Genomic DNA, 18,273 nt, shown 5'->3' on the forward strand with positions numbered 1-18,273 from the left:
TGAACCATGCCCTCTCTCTTTGCCACACCGTTTCGACTCTTTTTTCTACTAGGGCTGAGCTACGGTTTTTTGGCCATGGCCATGTGGGTAGGAACCTTACTCATCCCTGAAGGTTGGCCACTGGTCCCCATGCTGATCGATAGCACACTCATGCCGGTTTTTTGGCATGGCCATGAGCTGGTTTTTGGCTTTTGTGGTGCCATTGGAGTGGGTTTTTTACTGACTGCCGCAGGGAATTGGGTCGGCAAACCCCTGGTTACCCCGGTACAGACCCTCTTGCTAGCCACAGCCTGGCTGATCGGTAGATTGGTCTTAATGCTCTCTGGCCCGTTACCCGAAATCTGGGTAAGTGTGGGCAATGCTCTATTTCCTCTCCTGACCCTTCTTCTCTTTCTCTACCACCTGGGTGGTTCAAAGAACCCTTGGCATCGGTCAGTACTCTTGGCCTATGGGCTGTACGCCGTTATCAATATCCTCTCTGTTCCCACGGCTTTGGAGATACTCCCCATTCCTTGGGCCAGTACGGGCCCCAAACTGGGTATGGCTGCGCTGATCTTGATCGTTACGGCCATAGGGGGTCGTATTATTCCACTCTTTACCGTGAACTGGTTAAAGAACAGTGGGCGGGATAGCCAAGCGAGTTACACCCCCCTACCCTGGCTTGAGAACGCCACCTTGGTTATGACACTGCTGGTCATCGCGGGTATGATGTTTATGGGTATGGAAAACCCATGGATGGCCTTTCTCTACCTTCCCACAGGCATACTTCACCTCATGCGTCTCGCACGCTGGAACGGACACCGCACCGCCAGTGCACCCATTGTGTGGGTGATGCATGTGGGCTACTTGTCCATTCCTCTGGGGTTCATAGCCTTAGCACTACCTTTTAAATTGGATGTTGTCCGCATCCTCACAGCTTTTCACATCTGGACCATTGGGGTTGGGGGGCTCTTTTTGATCGGTATTGTTACCCGGGTAGGATTGGGCCATACCGGCCGCCCCATCCAACCACACCCATGGACAGTACTAGCCTACGGCCTGTTCTTGGTCGCTTTATTGGTACGATCAATCGTCCCCATGATTTGGCAAGAGGTATTGGGAGAAAGCTACTGGTTATCCGGAAGTATCTGGATGGCCGCCATGCTGCTTATTTTAATTCGCTATCTGCCTATTTTACTGACGCCACGCCCCGATGGAAAAGTGGGATAGAGCGCTAGACCAGCCTAAAAACCTGATCTAGACCTGCTACTTTAAAGAGGCGTTCGAGCTTAGGGTGTAGGTTGCGTATGGCAATGGTGTAGGCTTTTTCACCTAAGGCTTGGTGAAAAAGCAGAAACACCCCCAACCCGACACTGTCCATGACCTCTATCTTGGTACAGTCAATGACCACATCCAAATGATCGGGAATACGCTCTGCCAGTTCAAGGTAAGGGGTATAGGAATAAAAACCTGGCGCACTTTGGGGGATGATGCAGAAGGAGTGTGCATCTACTTTTAATGCAAATTCAGGATTGACTGTCTGTGTAATCATCTGTCCCACCTGCTCAATAAATCCTACATAATCTATACATGACATCTTGGCATAAATATGGGTGAGATCAACGAGATTGTTTGAGAAAGCATATCTCAATAAAAAGTCATGCGTGCTCACCATGAAATAAAAGGGGGCACGGTCCGCCAACCATTCACCATAGAGTCCTTCAGATTTTGACGTGCCCAGTAGGTTTTGAACCGTTTGAGATAGGTATTTTGAGGTTGAATCATCAACAACTGGATGAACCCCAGATCTACGTCATAAAACACAACTTTCTTTACGGAACAGAGCCCCACAAATAAGTGGTCGCCTAACCCCTCACACAGACCAACGGTCTAAAGATCCACACTTTCTCTCTTTAGGGTCGGCAAGATGCTCAAGCGGGCAAAACACCCATCAGCCTCACAACGGTAAAGAGCCCTCTGCTAATCCATGCTTTAAAACAGGCATAAGCAACTGGCGGGTTACGATAAGCCCACCATGGGGATAAACCAGTTCTTTAGGATGGTACAAACGATCAAGCAACCAACCCGCAGTAAATAGAGAGAGAGCCTACAAAAAAAGCCCAGCAACAGATGCTGGGCTTTTATTTTTTTAAACGGGTATAAATGCGACCTTTAGGCAGGGATAAGATCCTGAATGGAAGCATCTCCTGCCTCAAAGAAAACACGCAGCTTTTTCAAAGCGCGCTTTTCAAGTTGGCGAATACGCTCACGGGAAACACCCAACCGTTCCCCCAGCACCTCAAGGGTAATCGGTTTGGCGGTCATAATACGGGCCATGACAATTTCTCGCTCCCGCTCATTAAGGGAAGCCAAGGCCTGTTTTACCACTTCCTGCTGGATCTGCTCGGACTCAGAGGCCAACAGAAGTGTCTCTTGATCCGGAGCTTGGTCCGCAAGCAGATTCTGGATCTCTTCTCCACCCTCAACAGCGGTACGGTTTAGACTATCATCTGGACCACTCAACCGCGCATCCATCTCCAACACGGCCTCACTAGAGACCCCTAACCGCTGCCCCATCTCTTCCGCCTGTGTGGCATCCAACCGTTCCAGGGTATCTTTGGATTTACGGAGATTAAAAAACAGCTTACGCTGGGCCGCTGTGGTACCAATTTTTACCAAGGACCAGTGATGCAGCACAAATTCCTGAATGGAAGCTTTGATCCACCACATGGCATAGGTTGCGAGGCGAAAGCCTTTATGGGGATCAAAGCGCTTAACCGCCTGCATCAACCCAACAGAACCCTCTTGCACCAAATCCATAAACTTCAGGCCATAGTACCCTTGGTACTCTTTGGCAATACTGGCTACATAACGTAGATAAGAAGTCACCAACTGATGTGCCGCGTCCAGATCGTTCTGTTCACGATACCGTACCGCCAGATCAAACTCTTCATCGGCCGACAGCATAGGGTAGTTATCCACCTGCTGCATATAACTGGCGAGTTGGTTTTCTCCTTTATAGGGAACCAACATGTTAGTGCTCATGTACGATCAACCTCATGTTCATCGGGTGTTTAAACCTAAAACAGCCTTTATCTACAACGAAAGAAGCGCGCATTATACCCTTCTTTTTCAAAATGCGCTATAAACATTGCGTACACCTTACACATCCTATAGATGGGATAGGGCAAGCAAAGTTTCAACCCCCTTTAAGGTTTTTTTAATGCTTCAATGGCTGCGTTCCATACTATTTTTCTTACTGTTCTGTGTTGGTATTGTGCTCTTTGGGCTACTTATCACTGCGGTCTGGTTAATAACCCCCCTAACCTTCCGTCGCTGGCTGGCCAAGCAGTGGGCAAACTACAATTTATGGATGCTTAAATGGATCTGTGGTTTAAAACATGAAGTGATTGGGCATGAAAATCTGCCCCCTGCCCCCTTTGTGATCTTAAGCAAGCATCAATCAGAGTGGGAAACCGTCACCTTTCACACCCTGTTTCCCTTTTTTGCCTTTGTACTGAAACAGAGTTTGAAGTGGATTCCCATCTTTGGCTGGGCATTGGCTGCAACCAAACAGATCTTTATTAACCGCAGTCAGGGTACAGAAGCTCTAAGGTTACTTGCCAAAGAGGGCAAAACCGCCATGGAACAAGGGGACTGTGTCTTGATTTTTCCAGAAGGTACCCGGATGCCTGCGGGTGAGGTTGGGGATTATAAACCGGGTGGCGTCATGCTGGCCATGGCTGCAGGCGCGCCCATTATTCCTGTTGCGCATGATGCAGGCTACTACTGGCCTAAGGGCAGCCTACTCAAAAAGTCAGGAACCATACGGGTTAAGATCGGCAAACCTATTCCAACAGAAGGGCTACCTAAAAATGCCCGCAAACAGGTCATGGCCCAAGTCCAGACAGATATCGAGCAGATGGTTGAAGAGCTACACCAACTTCGCGAAGCCGAATCGTCTCATTAAGGCATAGGGGTATTGGCCAACTGGGCAAACTGTGCCAAGGTCAATACCTCCGCCCTTAACCCACCATCAATTCCAGCCTCTTCCAACCAGGGTCCAGGGTTGGCACACATGGTCTTTAAGGTATTGCGCAGTGTTTTTCGACGTTGGGCAAAGGCAGCTTTGACCACCCGAACAAAGTGGCGTTCATCGTTAACCGCCACACGGGGTGCCGTTTTAACATCTACGTGCACCACAGCGGATGTCACCTTGGGGGGGGGAAGGAAAGCACCAGGTGGTACATCAAAACCGTGGCGAATTTCTGCCCACAAGCCACACTGTACCGTCAACGCCCCATAAGCTTTGCTTCCTGGTTCTGCGGCCAGCCGTTGGGCGACCTCCTTTTGGAACATTAAAGTCATGCTTTCAAAAGCAGCATGATGCTCCAACAGGTGTACCATCAGGGGGGATGAAATATTATAAGGTAGGTTAGCCGCCAGTTTCATACGCCCCCCCAGCTTTTCAGCCAGCGCGGTGTAGTCTACCTTAAGGGCATCCTCCTCAATAAGGCTTAGGTTACCGACGCCCGCCGCTTCCACACGCAACACAGGCAACAGGTTCCGATCTTTCTCAACCGCGGTTACAGCACCTGCTTTTTGCAGTAAAGGGATGGTTAACGATCCCACACCCGGGCCAATCTCAAGAACACGGTCGCTTTCACCAATCTGGGCCAGATTAACAATCCGGGGCGCGATAGACGGATCCACCAAAAAATTTTGACCAAAGCGTTTATTGGGACTTAACCCATGCTGGTTTAACAACAGTTTAATGCGGCTGTAATGACTCATGATCGCTCCTGCTGCCATTTCCAACGGTTATAGGCCATAGACTGTGCCTGCTCCACAGCAGTTAACAGAGCACTATGGTGAGCTTGCCCTGTTCCGGCGATATCATAGGCTGTACCGTGATCCACACTGGTACGGATAATGGGCAACCCTAAGGTAATATTGGTGGCTTGACCAAAGCAGTGCATTTTTATGGGGATCAGTGCTTGATCATGGTACATACAGATTATGGCATCGTAGGGCGCACGCGCGGATTCAGAAAACAGGGCATCAGCCGGAAACGGCCCTTCCAGACTCTTACCCAAATTGGCCAGGGTCATGGCTGGCTCAATAATTTGTGACTCTTCATCCCCAAACGCCCCGCCTTCCCCCGCATGCGGATTAAGGGCACAGATGGCCACTTTGGGATCCTTAACACCAAAATCTCTGTGCAAGGAAGAGATAACAACCTGGAAATTGTGGCTTAACCCCTCCATGCTCAGCGCATCAGGCACAGAGCGAATGGATTGATGAATGGTGGCAGGTACAACCCTTAACCCTTCACCTGCCAGCATCATTACAGGGGCATGAACCCCTGTGCAGTGCCCTAACAACTCCGTATGTCCGGGCCATTGAAAGCCCCCTGCATGGAGTACCGCCTTGTTAATGGGCGGTGTAACCACCCCCCCCACACGGCCATCCATCGCCCATGCTGCCGCGGTCTCAATACTCTCCACCACACAGGCTGCATGTGTGCCATTGGCAACCCCAAACGACAGTTTATCCAAATCGATTGATGCCTTTGTTGATAGAATAGACAAGGCCCCGCCTGGGGCCTTGTCAAAAGCATCATTGGGTGACAGATCATGTAGGGGTGGCAGGGGCAAACCCAATTGCTGTGCCGTCCACCTAAGAACAGCCGGATCCCCCACCCACAGCCAGGGAACGGTAGTCTCTGACCGTGCCGCAAAGGCTTTAAGGGTAATCTCAGGCCCAACACCAGCGGGATCCCCCATCGTTACAACAATGGGGGTCTGTGCCATATTCATACGGGTCCCACTTCTGTTAGCGATATTCAACAAAACTGCGCAGACGTAAATCCCGCAACCATTGGGTATAACGTGCTTTAGTCTTTGCTTCACGCAGGCGTGCTCTCAGCTCTTTTTTAGCTGCAGCAAAGGAGTTTACTTTTTCCACCTCACGCTTCACCACTTCGATCAAATGCCAACCAAAGGGGGTACGCACCGGCTCACTGACCACACCAGGCTTAAGGAAAAAGGCAACATCTTCAAACGAAGGCACCATCACACCACGGGCAAAGCTGCCTAGCATTCCCCCCTCTTTGGCACTTCCTTCATCTTGAGAGAACTTTTTGGCCATTTCAGTAAAATCAGCCCCCGCTTCAATTTGCTGACGAAGCTTGTCCAACTTACGGCGTACATCAGCCGAGGCACTGCTGTTGGAGCCTTTAGGTACCTTAAACAGAATGTGCCGCGCTTGAACTTTGACTTTATCGGCTTGAGCCTGACCATGGCTCTGCTGAATGCGTCGTTCACTCACCGCAAAGATGTGATACCCCTGACTGGTACGAATCGGTTTAGAGATCGCACCATCGGCCAGTTTGAATACAATCTTTTCAATCTGAGGCAACAGCTCACCTTGTTTAAACCAGCCCATCTCACCACCATTAAGACCACTGGGATCATCAGAACTTTCGCTGGCTAAACGGGCAAAAGAGGCCCCACCACGCAGTTGATTGACAAGGTTGTCGGCTTTTTCACCAATCTCACGGACACGATGGATCAATGCGTTCTCAGGAATAGAGAGCAAAATCTGTTTGATGCGCAGCTCCTGCTCCCCCCCACTGCTTTGACCTTGTTGACGGGTTGCCTTATAGAGATCTTGGACCTCTTCATCCGAGACACGTACGGTCGGCAGGATGACACGGCGGATAATTTTTTGAACATAGATCTGATCCCGCAGTGAGGTTAAAAAGCTGTCATAGCCCACCCCTTCACGTTGCAGCATCCTTTTAAACTGATCCACACTCACATTATTTCGCTTAGCCAGACGAAGCATCGCACCATCTATTTCAGCATCGATGAGTTTAATACCCAGCTTTTTGGCCTTCTGTTCCCGTAGCACCCGCATAATGGCACCATCCAATACCCGGCGACGTAAGCGGGTGACATCCACCTGTTCACCCGTTTGGGAGAACTTCATCACCTGGGCACGGAGCTGGTCTGCAATTTCTGACTCCAGAATAATCGCACCATCCACCACGGCCGCAATACCATCTAACGGAATACCCGCTGTGGCTGGAGCAGCTCCCCCAACCAGCAAGGTGAACAGCATGGCCACGGCCCCCAAGGAACCGAATAAATTACGTCGTCTCTGCATCAACATGAATTGCACCTTTACTGCGTCATTTTCCAGAACTTTGGCACGCTATACGGTTTGTTTCGACCAACCAGAAATGATCCTTCAAAGCTTATGCCAACTCCGATGAATAGAGCGGCATCCTACGTCATTCCTCACCAGAGGCCAACCGACTTACCAAAAAAAAAGCAGGCCCACGGCCTGCCTCTCTTTTAAAGTTATGATCCATGAGCCACGGAATTATTTTACACCGTATCCACCCAGGCCATTAAAGTTGATCAAGAAGCCCATAAAACCGCCCCCATGCACTTCACTGCTGCTGGACAGACGTGAACCGCCAAAGAGCTCAAAGGACCAGCAATCATGGTTATAAACAAGGCTGGTTCGCCAGCTTTTGGTACTGGAAGTCTCTAAGGAGTAATCCAGATCCTGTTCCCAGCTCCATTCATCATTCAGCTTCAGTTTGCTGCTATAGGTGACATCCCGCTTAACTTCAGATTCGGTATCATTACGGTTGATCAGATAACCAACCTCAACCTCGCCCTTTTTGGTCTTATAGGTAAAAGAGGTATCTGAGAGGGAAATAATCTTATCATGGGGATCGTAACGGGTTTCAGCTTCCAGATCCCAATTGGCATGCAGCGAGACCGAACCACCCAATACGATGTCAGAGAGGTTATGACCACTCTGATAATCCTCATGACCATCAGGCGCATAACGTTGACCAACCGTCACACGGGCAATTTCACGGATCGCCTCTTCCCCTTCCACTTTACCCATCAAACGGCTGGTAACACCGTAGCTGATCCAATGACCGGCGCTAATGCGGTCAACACCACTGTATTGGTTCTCTTCAAACAGATTGGTGGTGGTAAAGGTTCGGTTGGCGATATCTGTGTTGCTACCGGAAATGGTGTCATAGACCCGCGAATCATAATTGGGGATCTTATCCTGACCATGAACTGCATTCATCACATATTGAACGGTTGGTTCAACAGTATGACGCAGATTTTTAAACTTTGAGCTGGGGTCACTCTGTAGATTTTTGCTCATCTGCATATCCAGGCGAGCACTAAACATAGAGGCCTGACGATGGGCAAAGCTGTCATCGCCATTACCCAACGCAGGGTCCCCACTCATCATATAAGCGGTCTCTCGTACACCGGCACCCAGGCTAAGCTGACCAATATGCAGGGGCTTGCTGTAACGCAGGGTTGGCGCAAGATCAACCCGCTGGGTGGCATCACCTTTCATTTGATAGAAGCTATCAAAGCGAGCACCTCCATTTAGGAAGATACGGCGATCCCAGATCGGCAACAGATGTGAACCACTAAAGGCCAAGTAAGGGGCTTGCTGAATGGTGTACAGATCATCGTCGGTGGCTAGGTTCTCATACCAGCGTACCCCACCTTCAACGGCCATATGCCCCATCTCGCCGGGTGTGGCAGATTTCCACAACCGCTGACCGGTTAGGAATGAGCTAATATAGCGACTTTTTCCATCCATGAGATCCTGTTCAAAGTCACCCAAAAAGTCATCTGAACGTACGGTCTCTACATGTCCGTGAATTTTCCAGTTATTCAGAATCTGCTGGTGATCAAGGTAGGTCAGAGAGCGGTACCTATCCAACTCGGTATCATGAATACCTTGGTGCTCAATCGTCCCATCAAGCCCCTGCCCCTTGTAGCGGTACTGCATTTTACCCATCACCCCCCGTTTACTGGTAGGGTGCAAGGTTAATGTCGCGTCACGTTGAGGAGCAATATTCCAGTAATAGGGAATATCCATCTCAACGCCATTGGCGCCACTATACTGGATAGAGGGCATCAAAAAACCGCTCTGTCGCTCTTTTCGTAGCGGCTGGCGCAGCCAAGGCATATAGGCGATGGGAACCCCTTTAAAACGTAGGGTGACATCCCGTGCTGTTACCGTATTTTCAGCCCGATCGACAGAAATTTTATCTGACTCTAGTACCCAAGGTGGGGTTTCACAATCACAGTTGGTATAGGTGGCTTCTTTGAGCTGCAAACGGTTGCGGTCCAACAGTTCCACGCGGCTGGCTGTCGCAACACCGCCAGGGCCGGGCATGTCAATATGCCCCTGCTCGATCAGACCACTGCCCTCACCCAGGTTAAGAATAATTGTCTCACCTTGGTAGGTCGCACCTTCATGGAGAACTTTAATCTTGCCATGGGCGTTCAGTCGCTGATCACCCATGTGGTAGATGGCCCGTTCGGCTTGAAGGTCTAACACCCCTTCTTGCAAAATTTTCACACCACCTGTCGCGGTAATGGTCCCACTTTGGCGATTGTGCTCAAGGGAACCGGCTTCAACCTCAATGGGGGTTTCCGCAATCAGCCGCTGCAGGTCAGCCTGGCTCAAGTCACCCGTAGCAGCATGCAACGGTTGGGCAGCGGCCATGGCCAGCACCAGCCAACTGGCTGACAACAGGGTACGACCCATAGGAGAGATCCTTTGGGCGTAGAGTGGCGCACACGACTCTATGGATGGGGCACAGCGTTTAGGCATCGCATCTCAATCCAAGCATCCGAGTCTTTAGTCCTTTTTTCGATGACCAAAGACCGACCAACCGAAGAAAACGGTCGAAAAATTCACACAGGGGTCGAAACCCTAGTCCCAACGAGTGGGCAAATCCGAGACATCATAACAATTTTTTGGCCTCACCCACCAGATAAAGCGAGCCCGAAACGAGTATTTTTCCACCTTGACTCACTTTTTTTCGGACCAACTGTAATCCTTGTTCGGTAGAAGTCGCTATTTCTGCCTTAACTCCATGCTTATTCCAGCACTGAACCAAGAGCTTAGCCTCAACAGCACGCCCACCTACAGGCTCGACAACGACGACCTCCTTCACCACCCCCAACCAAGGGCGCAGCATGGCATCCCTATCCTTATCGGCCATAAGAGCGAAAAGCATGACATCCACCCCACCCTGTTGACGAAAAAAGTCGGCACAGCACTGTGCAGCAACAGGGTTATGGGCGCCATCCAGCCAGATTGAGGGTTCCGTCGCTACCTGCTCCAGGCGCCCAGGCCAGTATGCCGAAGCCACACCTGACCTAAGATCATCCTTAGAGAGAGACCACCCCATTTGCATTAACTGACGGGCCACAGCGACCGCTTGAGCAGCATTATCCCACTGATGATGGCCCGCCAAGGCAGGCTGTGGTAGTGGAATCCGCCCCTCCTCATCCTCATACCACCCAGCAGGACCAGCCTGCCAGTGATAGCTCAAACCTGCCGCCAGGAGAGGTGCGCCTACCTGCTGGGCGTGAGCTTGGATGACAGAAAGTGCCTCATCATCCGCAGGTGCCGCCACCACAGGCACGCCCTTTTTCAAAATCCCAGCCTTTTCTCGTGCAATACTGGCCATATCGCTACCCAGATAGGCTTGATGGTCCAACCCCATGCTGGTAATGGCCGTTACTGTGGGGTGAACAACATTGGTGGCATCCAAACGCCCCCCCAAACCAGTTTCCAACAAAACCACCGTTTGAGGATCTTCTGCACACCAGATCTGAAAAACACCAAAAGCAACAGCCGTCAATCGCTCAAAAAAGGTTGCTTCTTTAGAGGCTTCTGTATCGAGCACCCTCTGTGCCTGGGCACGTAACAGCCCATCATCAACCGGTTGCCCATTGCGCTGAATACGCTCATGAATGGTTATTAAGTGAGGTGAGGTGTAGGTGGCAACGGTGTACCCTGCAGCCTGCAGCATGGCCGTTAAAAATGCGATAAGAGAGCCTTTTCCATTGGTGCCTGCCACATGGATAACCGGCCCTAACTGGGCATGGGGTTGCCCTAAGGCGGCTAACAACGCCTCCATACGCGAAAGTCCCAGGTCAATGGTACAATTGGCCTGGGACTCGTTTTGCGTTAGCAGAGCATCCAAAATGGAAGCGGCAGGATCCAAAGGGTTAGGCCCCTGCAGACTCTTCACTGTTCTCTGAGCCGTTCCCTTCTGGAATCATGTCTGCACGGTTAAGCACAGGCTCTTGCCAGGAGGTCATACGGGCCAACAGATCAGCCAGCATATCCCGCATTTTGTCACGGCTGACAATCATATCCAAAAAACCATGCTCCAGCAGATATTCACTACGCTGGAAGCCAGGGGGCAGCTTTTCGCGTACCGTCTGTTCAATAACACGTGGCCCGGCAAAGCAGATCAGCGCATTGGGCTCTCCAATATGGATATCCCCCAACATGGCGAAGGAGGCCGTTACCCCGCCACTGGTAGGATCCGTAAGCACCACAATAAAGGGCAGCCCTTTTTCCTCCAACTTGGTTAAAGCTGCAGAGGTTTTAGCCATCTGCATGAGAGAGAGTATCCCCTCCTGCATACGTGCACCGCCAGATGCCGCAAACAGCACATAGCCACACTCGGCTTCTGCTGCAGCCAGGGCACCTTGGGCCACTTTAGCACCAACCACAGACCCCATAGACCCCCCCAAAAAGTGGAAGTCAAACGCAGCCACAACAGCAGGCACCCCTTTAATGGTTCCTTTAAAAAGCCGCAGTGCATCGTTCTGCCCTGTCTTTTTCTGGGCATCCTTTACGCGATCACGGTACTTTTTTGTATCTTTAAATTTAAGGGGATCAGCCGGTTGTATGTTGGTCAACAGCTCCTCACGCCCATCCTCATCCAACGTAATATCAATACGTCGCTGACCTGAGGTACGGAAGTGGTTATCACAATGCGGGCAGACATCTAAAGAGCGCTCTAGCTCTTTTTGAAACAACGCCTGTCCACAGTTGGGACATTTGATCCAGAGCCCTTCTGGGGTTTGCGCCCGACGGCTTTCACTCTTGATCTTGGGCAGAAGACGGGTCAACCAGCTTTTGGCTTGGGAATCTTCAGTCATCGTTCCACCTAACTAGGTTAAATTACGCTCACCGACACAAAAGATCGGGGCGTTTATGAACCGGCATCCTTTTGGCCGCGGCGAACCGCAGCAACAAAACGATGCATCTTGTCGAGATCTTTCAGACCAGGGGCGGACTCCACACCACTGGAGACATCGACCCCATGGGGCTGCACACTGCGTACAGCAGCCTCCACATTGTCCGGGTTCAACCCCCCTGCCAGGATCAGCGGCCTTGGCAGTTTGGTCTCCCGTAACAGTTGCCAATCAAAGGATTCTCCCGTACCACCGTAGGCCCCTTTAACCTTGGCATCCAACAACAGCGCCCCAACGGGCCAACGATCCAAACCCAGCAGATCACTTGCCTGAGCAACCCGTATGGCCCGTATAGCCCGCGCCCCATATGGGCGACAATGGGTCGGTGCTTCATCCCCATGCAACTGTATACGGTCCAAGGCACACAGCTCCAGGGTACGTACCACGGCTTGTGGGGCAGCGTTGACAAACAGACCGACTACCGACACAAAAGGTGGCAGATCATGACGCCACTGCGCCACCTGTTCTGCGGTAACGGCCCTGGGGGATTTGGCATAGAAGACCAAACCAATGGCATCCGCCCCGGCTTCATGAGCTGCCCAGCCATCTGCTGGGTTTGTGATACCACAAATTTTAATCTTAACCGACACTTAAACAGACCCGCCTGCCAGCAACTCACCCAGTGCTTCACCCGGTTTACCACCGCGCATTAACGATTCACCAATCAGGAAGGTATAGATACCCGCTGCATTGAGCTTGGCCAGATCCTGTGGGGTATTGAGCCCACTTTCCGAAACCGCCAGACGCCCTTTTTCCATACGCTCAGCCAAACGGAATGAGGTGCCAATATCGGTTTCAAAAGTCTTAAGATTACGGTTATTCACCCCCATCAAGGGCGTTTTCAACTCATGAGCCTGTTCCAACTCCTGCTCATCATGGACCTCCACCAGGACATCCATACCCAGCTCCATCGCTGCAGCTTCCAGCTCTTGAGCCTGGGGTACTTCTAACACCGCCATAATCAACAAAATCGCATCCGCCCCTAAAGTGCGGGCCTCCACAACCTGATAGCTGTCGTAGAGAAAATCTTTACGCAGTACAGGACAGGCCACCTCTTCACGGATTGCACGCAAGTAGTCATCATGCCCCTGAAAAAACTGTTCATCCGTCAGGCAGCTGATACAGGCGGCACCGTTAGCCCGGTACCCTTCAGCAATTTTTGCGGGTTCCCAGGGCAGATGCTGGGGGTAGATACGCCCTTTAGAAGGCGAACCCTTTTTCACCTCAGAGATCACCGCGTTTTGCTGATTATGCGCACGACTTATCAGCGCTTCAGCAAAGCCTTGCGTCTCAGGGGCATCTTTAACCCGCTGTATCAGAGCAGCTTCAGAGATTTTTCCCCGGCGCTGGGCTACCTCTTGCGCTTTGTGCTGCATGATCTTCTGTAAAATATCCACAGGTAACCACGATCCTTCTACATGGCCATAGGGCCATCAAGCCAGTTTGTTCCAAAGGTGAGCCTCATCATACGCAAAAGTGATCCACAAGGCAAAACGCTACCCCACTTTTTGGCGTACTTTTTCTATTCCGCAAACGCAAAAAAAGGTTATTCCACCGTCACATAGGCAAACCGACGCTTACCCACCTGGATCAAACTCCGGCTCCCGCTGGCCAGCGTATGGCGGGCATCTGAAACCTTGGCACGGTCAACAGAGACCGCGTTCTGTTTAATCATACGCATGCCTTCACCGTTGGATTTAACCAAGCCAGCCTGACAGATCGCAGCCGCCAACCCCAAGCTGCCCTCCGTGGCCGTTACGGTGACCTCTTCAATCTCATCGGGGAGATCTTTCTTTTTAAACATGGCTTCAAATTCAGCCCGCGCCGGGGCAGCCGCCTCATCACCATGGAAACGGCCAACCAATTCAGCGGCCAAGGCTTTTTTAGCCTCCATAGGGTGATAACGACCGGCTTCAACCTCAGTACGTAGTGCCGCGATGGCATCCATACTCTGATCCGATAACAGCTCATAATAGCGCCACATCAGATCATCTGAGATTGACATGCACTTACCAAAAATTTCACGGGCTGGATCTTTGACCCCAATATAATTATTGAGCGACTTGGACATTTTGTTAACACCGTCCAACCCCTCAAGAATCGGCAGAGTAATGACGCACTGGGGCTCTTGACCGGCATCTTTTTGCAGTTCACGACCAACCAGCAGATTAAACAGTTGATCGGTACCACCCAACTCCACATCCGCCTTCAAAGCCACAGAGTCGTAGCCCTGTACCAGTGGGTAGAGAAACTCATGAATGGCGATGGGACGCCCTTCTTTATAGCGCTTGGAGAAGTCATCCCGCTCCAACATGCGCGCGACGGTAAATTGTGCGGCCAGCTTGATCATGTCAGAGGCACTCATTGCCCCCATCCACTCACTATTAAAGACCACCTCAGTGCGTTCAGCATCCAACAACTTGAACACCTGCTCTTTATAGGTCTCTGCATTGGCTGCAACATCGGCAGGCGTCAACGGTTTTCGGGTTTCATTTTTCCCCGTAGGATCGCCAATTTGCGCGGTAAAATCGCCAATAAGAAAGACAACCTGATGACCCAGCTCCTGAAACTGGCGCAGCTTGTGCAAAAGCACCGTATGACCCAGGTGCAGGTCTGGGGCGGTGGGATCAAAACCGGCTTTGATGCGTAACGGAGTACCGCTCTCATAGGCGCGCGTTAGCTTCTGCTCCAGCAACGCCTCGGAGACCAGATCCACAGTGCCGCGCTGAATGATCGCCATCTGCTCTTTGACCGGTTTCATACCACTACTCCACACTCAATTGTTCAGAAAGAATCGCGCATTTTAGCGCATTCAGGAGCATAAAACCATGGCCGATTCCCGCCCCATCCCCAAGCCCTTCACTGTGATTGGTCTGATCTCTGGAACCTCCGCAGATGCGATGGATGCGGTTCTTGTGCAAAGCGATGGCATAGGCCCTTGCCAAGCCCAAGCGTATGTCGCGCACCCGTTTCCGGAAGCGCTGCGAAATGCGGTGCTAAAACTTCAAAAACCTGGCACGGAAGACATTGAATTATTGGGCGAGATTGACCGTCAACTGGGGGAACAGTTTGCCGTAGCCGCCCACGCTGTTTGTGACAAAGCCCAGGTCTCCATACAGCAGGTTGATTTAATTGGTAGCCACGGTCAGACCATACGTCACCGCCCACCCCGTTTTACCCTACAGATTGGTGCCCCTTCGGTCATTGCCCAACAGACAGGGGTCACCACTGTGGCTGACTTCCGCAGTGCCGATATTGCGCGAAAGGGTGAAGGGGCACCACTGGCTCCTCTTTATCACCATGCCCTTTATGGCGCACATAAAGGCATACAAGCCGTTGTTAACCTTGGCGGCATTGCCAATATCACCCTACTGGATGGCAACCATACCGGCCCCATTATTGCTGGAGACAGCGGACCGGCCAATGCATTGATGGATCACCTGATGCTGCACATAACATCGGGTCAACAAGGGTATGATAAGGATGGCGCATGTGCCGCACGAGGCCATGTTGATACAGATGCCCTAGCATGGCTTTTGACCCACCCCTATTTACAAGCGGCCTACCCCAAATCCACCGGTAAAGAGGATTTTGGACCAGCCTACCTGCAACAGTGGCTGTCGCACTACCCAAACATGGCAAGTGATGATGGTTTTGCTACCCTGGCTCAGTTAACTGTGGAATCGGTTTGGCAAGGATGTCAACACGCCCACCCTGAAGGCACCCTCCCCAGCCGGGTCATATTATGTGGGGGCGGTGCTTACAACCCAACCCTGAAACAGGCTTTTCAAGATCGGTTTGGCCACATCAAAGTGATCGCCAGTGATGAGGCTGGGGTCTATGCTGATCAAATGGAGGCCGAAGCCTTTGCATGGCTGGCAGTTCGTACCCTACGTAACTTACCTGGGTCTGCGCCTCAAATCACCAAGGCCACCGAAGCTGCGGTGCTTGGGGGGATCTATCCTGGCCGCAACTGGGAGCAGCTTTTACAAACACTTGCTTAATGCAGTGTGGCTGGGCCAAACAGGGCAAAAGGAGAGATGGTGGCATCAAACTCAGTCCCATCATCGGCAACCATCTGGTAGCTGCCACGCATGCTTCCCATAGGGGTGGCTAATGGTGTACCGCTGGTGTATTGATAACTTTCACCAGGGCTTAAATGTGGCTGCTCCCCCACAACCCCGTCACCACGAACCTCCTGCTCCAAACCGTTGGCGTCTGAGATAATCCAGTGCCGGGACAGCAGCTTGGCCCCCTCACTGCCTCGGTTGCGGATGGTTACGGTATAGGCGAAAACATATTGATCATGATTAGGCAGGGATTGATCCGGCAGATAGGTGGACTCCACCTCTACATCAATACTGTATTTATTGCTGACCATATTCCTACCCTATTTCAAAAACCTTGAAGCAACAATGGGAACTCTTCGCCCATTCCACAATCCACATCTTTACACGTGTTAAGAGCGTATAACCAACCCTGAGGTTTCACCTCTGGTTAATTAATCCCCCAACCCGTTAATGGAGAAACCGGGCCATGAGCAACGAAGCTAAAAAAACCGATGCCCAATGGAAAGAGATTCTAGACCCCGAGGTCTACCATGTTTGTCGCCAAAAGGGAACCGAACGCCCCTTTACAGGAAAATATGCCCAGAGCAAAGAACCGGGCACTTATGCCTGCGCATGCTGCGGACAACCTCTATTCAAATCCGACGCTAAGTTTGACTCGGGCACAGGTTGGCCCAGCTATTTTCAACCCATTACCGAAGAAGCTGTAAAAACAGAAACCGATGTATCCCACGGCATGCGCCGCGTAGAAGCCCTATGTAGCCGCTGTGACGCGCACCTTGGCCATGTCTTTGATGATGGCCCCCGCCCAACCGGCTTACGCTATTGCATCAACTCTGTTTCACTGAACCTGGAAAAAAAATAGACCAAAAAAAAGGCCCGTACCATGTACGGGCCTTTTTTTACGGGTCATCCAACAGTGTGGATTACTGCACCTTGCGTAGAGACTGCTCGATCTTATCAGACATCGAGGAGATCTCACTAATCACTCGGTCAATATCTCCAGCCAGGTCACGCGCTACACGTGCGGTACTCTTCACTTCACCCGCCACAACGGCAAAGCCTTTACCAAACTCACCTGCACGGGAAGCCTGAATACCTGCGTTAATGGCAAGCACTTCCAGCTCATTGGAAATTTTTTCAATACCATGCAGTGTCTTGGAAACGTCACGCGTATTGCGGTCAATCTCCTGACGAACTTCCGTCAGATCATCAAACAGCTGCTGATTGGTTTCACCGCTCTGATCTCCAAAGATCTGATTGAACAGCAACGCCACCTGACTGGAGACAACCTCTCCACCAGCCCGGTTTTCATGAACCAGATTAACCACCTCTTCGGTGGGATCAACAACGATGATGTAGTCTGCTTCCACATTCTTAACCGCGGCCTCAAGCTTGGAGAGGGTTTTAATACCCAGCTTTTTAGCAGTAGTCATGGTGGGGGAGTTGGCGTTGGCATCGGCCACATAGACCACCTCCACACGGGAGCTTTTTGCCAACATCCGCAGCAGATCCTTACCCTCGGCTCCACCGCCGACTAATCCGATGCGCTTCTTCTCTTCCGTGGTTTCCATGCCCTTGCACCCCGGTATCTCTAACTGGATTTATAGTGAATTGCCTCTTGCTTGTGAATATCACTGCCGAACCAGCCGGTTCGCCAAACAGCATTTCCGCCACAAGCAGGCTTACTTTTTTACGATAGTTTGCACAAAGATGCACGCCCTTTTGCGGGACGCTATTTTATTACATCAATATTTTATATAACGCATCGCTATATGACCATGCAAACAATTGGAAACTTTTGAAGCATTTTTTTCTTTGTCAACAACACCTATGGTGAACATTATGACCATTTTTTTCAAGCAAAACCATGAGAGTGTTAAGGATTTTCTATCATATAGCCAGACAGGCTGAAATGTTTTGCAAATCGCCACCAACACCGTATAGTCTCACAGCATGACAATAAAGACATAACCCATCATGTCAATTGTCAGGAACAGAAGCACGATAATAAGGGTCCCAACCCTATAAGAGGTAAAAATGAAGGTGTTTTAAGCACTGTTTTTTTTATCTCAAAATCCTAAACGTGCTTCTTAAGT

The 18,273-nt window shown here is 51.0% G+C and carries 17 protein-coding genes; 4 read left to right on the forward strand and 13 right to left on the reverse strand.

Annotation, left to right across the window (positions count from 1 at the left end; translation table 11 throughout):
* Positions 1–6: 6 nt before the first annotated feature.
* Positions 7–1,209: an NnrS family protein gene (locus V5T57_RS00575; protein WP_332889199.1), complete on the forward strand. Its 1,203-nt coding sequence runs from the start codon at positions 7–9 to the stop codon at positions 1,207–1,209.
* A gap of 4 nt (positions 1,210–1,213) precedes the next feature.
* Here the strand turns inward: V5T57_RS00575 and V5T57_RS00580 are convergent, their stop codons facing one another.
* Both V5T57_RS00580 and rpoH read right to left on the reverse strand, forming a co-directional pair.
* Entirely contained in the window at positions 1,214–1,531 is a 318-nt protein-coding gene (locus V5T57_RS00580) for an STAS domain-containing protein (RefSeq protein ID WP_332889200.1), read from the reverse strand.
* 620 nt (positions 1,532–2,151) lie between these two features.
* Positions 2,152–3,024, reverse strand: a complete 873-nt coding sequence (gene rpoH / locus V5T57_RS00585) for an RNA polymerase sigma factor RpoH (protein ID WP_332889201.1) — start codon at positions 3,022–3,024, stop codon at positions 2,152–2,154.
* A 178-nt stretch (positions 3,025–3,202) separates the two neighbouring features.
* On the opposite strand from rpoH, the gene V5T57_RS00590 reads away from it, so the two are divergent.
* Positions 3,203–3,949, forward strand: a complete 747-nt coding sequence (locus V5T57_RS00590; RefSeq protein WP_332889202.1) for a lysophospholipid acyltransferase family protein — start codon at positions 3,203–3,205, stop codon at positions 3,947–3,949.
* On the opposite strand, the gene rsmA is transcribed toward V5T57_RS00590, so the two are convergent.
* The 9 genes from rsmA to tyrS form a co-directional block, all read right to left on the reverse strand.
* Entirely contained in the window at positions 3,946–4,773 is an 828-nt protein-coding gene (gene rsmA / locus V5T57_RS00595) for a 16S rRNA (adenine(1518)-N(6)/adenine(1519)-N(6))-dimethyltransferase RsmA (RefSeq protein WP_332889203.1), read from the reverse strand. The two genes, V5T57_RS00590 and rsmA, sit on opposite strands and share 4 nt — an antisense overlap.
* Entirely contained in the window at positions 4,770–5,798 is a 1,029-nt protein-coding gene (pdxA, locus tag V5T57_RS00600) for a 4-hydroxythreonine-4-phosphate dehydrogenase PdxA (protein ID WP_332889204.1), read from the reverse strand. The genes rsmA and pdxA overlap by 4 nt, the downstream gene beginning before the upstream one ends.
* 16 nt (positions 5,799–5,814) lie before the next feature.
* Positions 5,815–7,155: a peptidylprolyl isomerase gene (locus V5T57_RS00605; protein ID WP_332889205.1), complete on the reverse strand. Its 1,341-nt coding sequence runs from the start codon at positions 7,153–7,155 to the stop codon at positions 5,815–5,817.
* 213 nt (positions 7,156–7,368) lie between these two features.
* Positions 7,369–9,591, reverse strand: coding sequence for an LPS-assembly protein LptD (locus V5T57_RS00610; RefSeq protein ID WP_332889206.1), 2,223 nt, complete (start codon positions 9,589–9,591; stop codon positions 7,369–7,371).
* A 199-nt stretch (positions 9,592–9,790) separates the two neighbouring features.
* Entirely contained in the window at positions 9,791–11,062 is a 1,272-nt protein-coding gene (locus V5T57_RS00615; protein WP_332889207.1) for a bifunctional folylpolyglutamate synthase/dihydrofolate synthase, read from the reverse strand.
* A gap of 4 nt (positions 11,063–11,066) precedes the next feature.
* Positions 11,067–12,011 (reverse strand): acetyl-CoA carboxylase, carboxyltransferase subunit beta, encoded by a 945-nt coding sequence (gene accD, locus V5T57_RS00620; RefSeq protein WP_332889208.1) that lies wholly within the window; start codon positions 12,009–12,011, stop codon positions 11,067–11,069.
* A gap of 53 nt (positions 12,012–12,064) precedes the next feature.
* Entirely contained in the window at positions 12,065–12,697 is a 633-nt protein-coding gene (locus tag V5T57_RS00625; protein ID WP_332889209.1) for a phosphoribosylanthranilate isomerase, read from the reverse strand.
* Positions 12,698–13,504 (reverse strand): indole-3-glycerol phosphate synthase TrpC, encoded by an 807-nt coding sequence (gene trpC / locus V5T57_RS00630; protein ID WP_332889210.1) that lies wholly within the window; start codon positions 13,502–13,504, stop codon positions 12,698–12,700.
* 149 nt (positions 13,505–13,653) lie between these two features.
* The gene (gene tyrS, locus V5T57_RS00635) at positions 13,654–14,868 is read right to left on the reverse strand and encodes a tyrosine--tRNA ligase (RefSeq protein ID WP_332889211.1); all 1,215 of its coding nucleotides are present in this window, start codon (positions 14,866–14,868) and stop codon (positions 13,654–13,656) included.
* Positions 14,869–14,935: 67 nt separating this feature from the next.
* On the opposite strand from tyrS, the gene V5T57_RS00640 reads away from it, so the two are divergent.
* Positions 14,936–16,111, forward strand: a complete 1,176-nt coding sequence (locus tag V5T57_RS00640; protein ID WP_332889212.1) for an anhydro-N-acetylmuramic acid kinase — start codon at positions 14,936–14,938, stop codon at positions 16,109–16,111.
* On the opposite strand, the gene apaG is transcribed toward V5T57_RS00640, so the two are convergent.
* Positions 16,108–16,488 (reverse strand): Co2+/Mg2+ efflux facilitator ApaG/CorD, encoded by a 381-nt coding sequence (gene apaG, locus V5T57_RS00645; protein ID WP_332889213.1) that lies wholly within the window; start codon positions 16,486–16,488, stop codon positions 16,108–16,110. The two genes, V5T57_RS00640 and apaG, sit on opposite strands and share 4 nt — an antisense overlap.
* A 155-nt stretch (positions 16,489–16,643) precedes the next feature.
* Here apaG and msrB point away from each other — a divergent pair, with 155 nt between their 5' ends.
* Entirely contained in the window at positions 16,644–17,039 is a 396-nt protein-coding gene (gene msrB, locus V5T57_RS00650; RefSeq protein ID WP_332889214.1) for a peptide-methionine (R)-S-oxide reductase MsrB, read from the forward strand.
* Positions 17,040–17,100: 61 nt separating this feature from the next.
* Here msrB and V5T57_RS00655 read toward each other — a convergent pair whose 3' ends face one another.
* Positions 17,101–17,748, reverse strand: coding sequence for a methyl-accepting chemotaxis protein (locus V5T57_RS00655; protein WP_332889215.1), 648 nt, complete (start codon positions 17,746–17,748; stop codon positions 17,101–17,103).
* Positions 17,749–18,273 lie beyond the last annotated feature (525 nt).

It is taken from the genome of Magnetococcus sp. PR-3, assembly GCF_036689865.1.
Classification (GTDB): Bacteria; Pseudomonadota; Magnetococcia; order Magnetococcales; family Magnetococcaceae; genus Magnetococcus.

Bases quoted from the DNA above. Each gene is read 5' to 3' on its own strand.
- pdxA (WP_332889204.1), bottom strand. From the start codon at position 5,798: ATGAATATGGCACAGACCCCCATTGTTGTAACGATGGGGGATCCCGCT.
- V5T57_RS00580 (WP_332889200.1), bottom strand. From the start codon at position 1,531: ATGATTACACAGACAGTCAATCCTGAATTTGCATTAAAAGTAGATGCA.
- V5T57_RS00590 (WP_332889202.1), top strand. From the start codon at position 3,203: ATGCTTCAATGGCTGCGTTCCATACTATTTTTCTTACTGTTCTGTGTT.
- rpoH (WP_332889201.1), bottom strand. From the start codon at position 3,024: ATGAGCACTAACATGTTGGTTCCCTATAAAGGAGAAAACCAACTCGCC.
- msrB (WP_332889214.1), top strand. From the start codon at position 16,644: ATGAGCAACGAAGCTAAAAAAACCGATGCCCAATGGAAAGAGATTCTA.
- V5T57_RS00655 (WP_332889215.1), bottom strand. From the start codon at position 17,748: ATGGAAACCACGGAAGAGAAGAAGCGCATCGGATTAGTCGGCGGTGGA.
- V5T57_RS00640 (WP_332889212.1), top strand. From the start codon at position 14,936: ATGGCCGATTCCCGCCCCATCCCCAAGCCCTTCACTGTGATTGGTCTG.
- V5T57_RS00575 (WP_332889199.1), top strand. From the start codon at position 7: ATGCCCTCTCTCTTTGCCACACCGTTTCGACTCTTTTTTCTACTAGGG.
- V5T57_RS00610 (WP_332889206.1), bottom strand. From the start codon at position 9,591: ATGGGTCGTACCCTGTTGTCAGCCAGTTGGCTGGTGCTGGCCATGGCC.
- tyrS (WP_332889211.1), bottom strand. From the start codon at position 14,868: ATGAAACCGGTCAAAGAGCAGATGGCGATCATTCAGCGCGGCACTGTG.
- V5T57_RS00605 (WP_332889205.1), bottom strand. From the start codon at position 7,155: ATGTTGATGCAGAGACGACGTAATTTATTCGGTTCCTTGGGGGCCGTG.
- rsmA (WP_332889203.1), bottom strand. From the start codon at position 4,773: ATGAGTCATTACAGCCGCATTAAACTGTTGTTAAACCAGCATGGGTTA.
- apaG (WP_332889213.1), bottom strand. From the start codon at position 16,488: ATGGTCAGCAATAAATACAGTATTGATGTAGAGGTGGAGTCCACCTAT.
- accD (WP_332889208.1), bottom strand. From the start codon at position 12,011: ATGACTGAAGATTCCCAAGCCAAAAGCTGGTTGACCCGTCTTCTGCCC.